Source organism: Psychrobacter sp. FME5 (genome assembly GCF_014861375.1).
GTDB lineage: Bacteria > Pseudomonadota > Gammaproteobacteria > Pseudomonadales > Moraxellaceae > Psychrobacter.
This window is the reverse complement of the sequence record NZ_RRYX01000160.1, coordinates 1-4,311: the sequence shown is the minus strand read 5'-3', so window position 1 is coordinate 4,311 and position 4,311 is coordinate 1. Positions and strand designations below refer to the sequence as shown.

The following is a 4,311-nucleotide window of genomic DNA, read 5'->3' as shown; positions in this document are numbered from 1 at the left end:
CTATTTGTTCAGGACTCCAGCTGTCTTTTAGCTTATCTGTGACCCAATCCCATACGTCAGCGATGATGCTGGGCGCATTGTTTGACCGTCTGTCACAAGCCTTGTTATTAGCATTCTTTGCTCGGTAACCGCGCAGGCCTTTATTACGCCTAAGCTCTCTTGATATGGTGCTGGGACTTCTGTTTAACGCCCTCGCTATAAATTTAATACTATGTTTTGCCCCTTTAAGGGCATAAATCTGGTATCGTTCACCTAGGCTTAGATGTGTATAGTTCATGGTTGCAATCTCACTTTGGTCGGTGGATAAAAACTTTGATGCTAGCGCATCTAGGTCTTTTTTTCACCTCACATTTGGTATTGCACTTCATGTGTTAATCTAAGAAACTAAAAAAGGCAGCCATTAGGCTGCCTTTTTCTTTACTCGCTATTATTCATATTAATACTATTACTTATTTCTTGGTTTTAGTCACGCCTGCCTCTTTTAACAAAGCGCCCAAGGTACCCATTTTGCTAGGAGCTTCCGCTTTATCTGCTCTTGGCGCCTTGCTACGATTATTACTGGCATTGTCTTTATCTTGGCGATTACCACGAGGCTTCGATGGACGCTTATCTGCGGCTGGATGGCTATTATTTGAACGGTTGCTGCGTGGACGACTGGCTTTCTCATCATTGCCCGTGCTTGTTGTCGTTGTTTTCGCTGCTGAGCGTACAGGCTTTTCTGCTTCAGGCTTCATACTAAAACCAATGCGACCACGTTTTTCATCGATAGAGATGACGCGTACCGACACAATATCACCTGGTTTGACCCGGTTCATTGGATCAGCGACAAAGTCATTGGCCATCTGTGAAATATGTACCAAACCATCTTGATGCACGCCGACATCAATAAAACAACCAAAGGCGGTGACATTGGTCACTACGCCTTCTAAGGTCATGCCTTCACTCAAGTCTTTAATGCTATTGACATCATCACGGAAGTTGGCCGTTTTAAACTCAGGACGTGGGTCACGTGCAGGCTTGGCAAGCTCTTCTAGGATGGCCTTCACACTCACGTTATCATCGTTAGCAGCTAATGTCGTGGTATCGATACTGTTTAGCACACCATCATTACCGATGATTTCTGGCAATGCTTTACCTGTTTGCGCCAATAAACCATCGACCAGTGCATAGCTCTCTGGATGTACGCCTGTAGCATCAAGTGGATTGCTACCATTATGGACACGTAAGAACCCAGCGGCTTGCTCAAAGGTTTTTACCCCTAAACGTGGGACGTTCTTTAGTGCCTCACGGCTATCAAAAGCACCATGTTCTTTACGGTAAGTGACGATTTGCTGAGCCACGTTACGGTTTAGACCAGCAATGTGCGCCAAAATAGCAGGACTGGCGGTATTGACATCGACACCAACGGCGTTGACGCTGTCTTGAGTCACTTTATCCAAGCTATCCGCTAACTGATTTTGGTTAACGTCATGCTGATATTGACCAACGCCAATGGCTTTTGGATCAACCTTGACCAACTCTGACAATGGGTCTTGCAAGCGGCGTGCAATAGAAACCGCACCGCGAACTGACACATCCAAACTGGCAAGCTCATCACTGGCCAGCTCACTGGCAGAATAAACAGACGCACCAGACTCATTAACGATAACCGCTTTAGCTTTTAGTTCACTATTCGCGGCTAAAATCTCTTTAATCATTGCATCGGTTTCGCGGCTCGCCGTACCATTGCCGATAGCCACTAAATCAACGCTATAAGTGCTTAATAGCTTATCGATAACTGCTTTCGCTTCATCCATCTTATTATCAGGGGCAAACGGATAAACCGTGGCGACGACAGGCTTGTCTTCGCTATCTAGCATGACATGGCCTTGAGCATCGACGATGGCCATTTTTACACCATGGCGAATACCAGGATCAACCCCTAAAATAACTTTGCGACCAGCAGGCGCTGACATCAATAAATGCTGTAAGTTATTAGCAAACACATCGATGGCATCGGCTTCAGCAGTCAGACGTTTTTCAGTCAATAAACGATGCTCAATGTGCGGACGCCATTTATCTTTCCACAAACTACTCGCTGCTTCTGTTAAAAACTCACGGCGCTCGGCTGGTGCCTTGGCATCGACATCGAAATGGCTGATGATTTTTTCGATAAAAGGTGCATCTTCGCCTTCAATTTTGAGACCCAAGACATTTTCTTGACGGCCGCGCAGCATCGCTAGTAAGCGATGGTTTGGCAAACGTGCAAGGCTTTCGCTATGCTCGAAATAATCTTTGAATTTCTCACCGACTTCACGTTTCTCATCACTAGCAACTGCTGAAACGATACTGGCTGTTTTAGCAAAGCCGCTGCGTAAGTTGTCCAATAAGTCTAACGCTTGCGTCCACTCATCAACGATGATGGCTTGTACGCCCGCTAACTGTTTGTCAATATCACTGAAATCAACCTCAATCTCATTACCACTATCGTCGGTAATGCTAGATTGCACTTGATAGTCAGCTAGCGCCTCAGTCGGGGTAACCTCTTGAGTTAAGACCGCTTGAGCGGCAACGTCAAGACCAGCAGCACGTGCTTTGGCCGCTGGCGATCGACGACGCGGACGATATGGCAGGTAGATGTCTTCAAGCTCAAGTTTCGACGTCGCATTATCAATGCGTGTCTGTAGCTCGTCGGTCAGATTGCCCTGCGTGCTTAGCAGCTCAGTAATTTTGAGGCGACGAGTGGCCATGTCACGCTCATAATTGAGAGACTTCTCCAAAGCTCGCAACTGCGCATCGTCAAGATTTTGCGTCTTTTCTTTGCGGTAACGGGCAATAAACGGAACAGTCGCGCCTTCATCGTAAAGCTTCACAAACGCATTGACTTGAGCAGTCTTAATGCCAAGCGCGCGAGCAAGCTTGTCGTGAATATTCGCGTGTGTGGTTGCATCCAAAACCTGTGCTTTTGTCGAGGTTTGAGATGGCGTTAAGGTATCAGTGCTACTCATATACGTATCAATCGTTGAGAAATGTAGTTCTGCATTATAGCAAAAGCTGCATGAATAAAAATCCTTTTTATACTTTCCTTATTTATGACGTTATTTATAGCAAAAATCATCGCACAAGCTCAGTTATTGTGTCTTATTAAACAAACGCATACAGCATTTATCCTTATGGGTGATGCAATTATGACCGCAATCTTATACACTAAAGTATCAATAGCACAAATATTGGGATGTGCTGATATATTGAACAATAGTTTTATAAAATATTTGATAATCGACGGAATGACGCTTAAGCAGCAACCATAACAGTGATAATTTTTTATTCCCAAAGATTTTTGCTGGCGAAGACATATTTTATTTACCAAGATATTTTTATTCGTGCTTTTTAACTATAATTTATTGCTAATAATAATTTTTATAAGAGGATGCCTGTATGACAGATAATAACAGCCCCGATACTTTGACCCAGCGTATTTTAGTCGTCGATGATGATGCCCGTCTGCGCTCTTTATTACAGCGTTTTCTAGAAGACGATGGGTTTGTCGTACGTACCGCACACGATGGCAGTCAGATGGATAAATTGATGCAGCGTGAGCTTTTCTCGTTAGTGGTGTTAGATTTGATGCTACCTGGCGAAGACGGTATCAGCATCTGTAAGCGGCTTCGTGAAGAAAACGCTGATATTCCTATCATTATGCTCACGGCTAAAGGTGGTGATGCGGATCGTATTGCAGGGCTTGAAGCTGGCGCAGATGATTATTTGCCCAAGCCATTTAATCCAAAAGAGCTATTGGCTCGTATCAAAGCCGTATTACGTCGTCAAAATCGTGAGCTACCTGGCGCGCCAAGCCATCAGCTTGAAGTGGTTGAATTTGGCCCTTGGACCCTTGATTTGTCGACTCGCACGCTCAAACGTGACGGCAATGTCGTTACCTTAACGACGGGTGAGTTTTCGGTATTAAAGGCTTTAGTCCAGCATCCACGTGAGCCACTGACTCGTGATAAATTGATGAACCTAGCGCGTGGTCGTGAATGGGGTGCAATGGAGCGCTCTATCGACGTGCAAGTATCACGTCTGCGTCGCCTGATTGAAGACAACCCTTCACAAGCGCGCTATATTCAGACGGTCTGGGGTGTGGGCTATGTATTCGTACCCGACGAAGCAGAAGTAGAAGCTGCTAAGAGTGAATAGTTTTAGCCATTTATAATACTTACTGATACAAAAAAGCCCTGCATAATAATGCAGGGTTTTGTTTTATTAACTGATAAAGCTATAGTCAGTGAGAAGTAATATCGCTACATCACGTACTGCAGGTACCGTTTTTTC

General features: G+C 44.9%; 3 protein-coding genes. 1 reads left to right on the top strand and 2 read right to left on the bottom strand.

Annotation, left to right across the window (positions count from 1 at the left end; genetic code table 11):
* Both EI161_RS13490 and EI161_RS13485 read right to left on the bottom strand, forming a co-directional pair.
* Positions 1 to 277: helix-turn-helix domain-containing protein (locus tag EI161_RS13490; protein ID WP_192528923.1), on the bottom strand; the 277-nt coding region annotated here is incomplete at its 3' end.
* Between the two features lie 172 nt (positions 278 to 449).
* Positions 450 to 2,987 carry a Tex family protein gene (locus EI161_RS13485; protein WP_192529781.1) on the bottom strand — a complete coding sequence of 846 codons (2,538 nt, stop codon included), beginning with the start codon at positions 2,985 to 2,987 and terminating at the stop codon, positions 450 to 452.
* A gap of 430 nt (positions 2,988 to 3,417) precedes the next feature.
* Here EI161_RS13485 and ompR point away from each other — a divergent pair, with 430 nt between their 5' ends.
* Complete coding sequence (gene ompR, locus EI161_RS13480; RefSeq protein WP_192522718.1) at positions 3,418 to 4,176, top strand: two-component system response regulator OmpR; 759 nt, start codon at positions 3,418 to 3,420, stop codon at positions 4,174 to 4,176.
* The last annotated feature ends 135 nt before the right edge of the window (positions 4,177 to 4,311 follow it).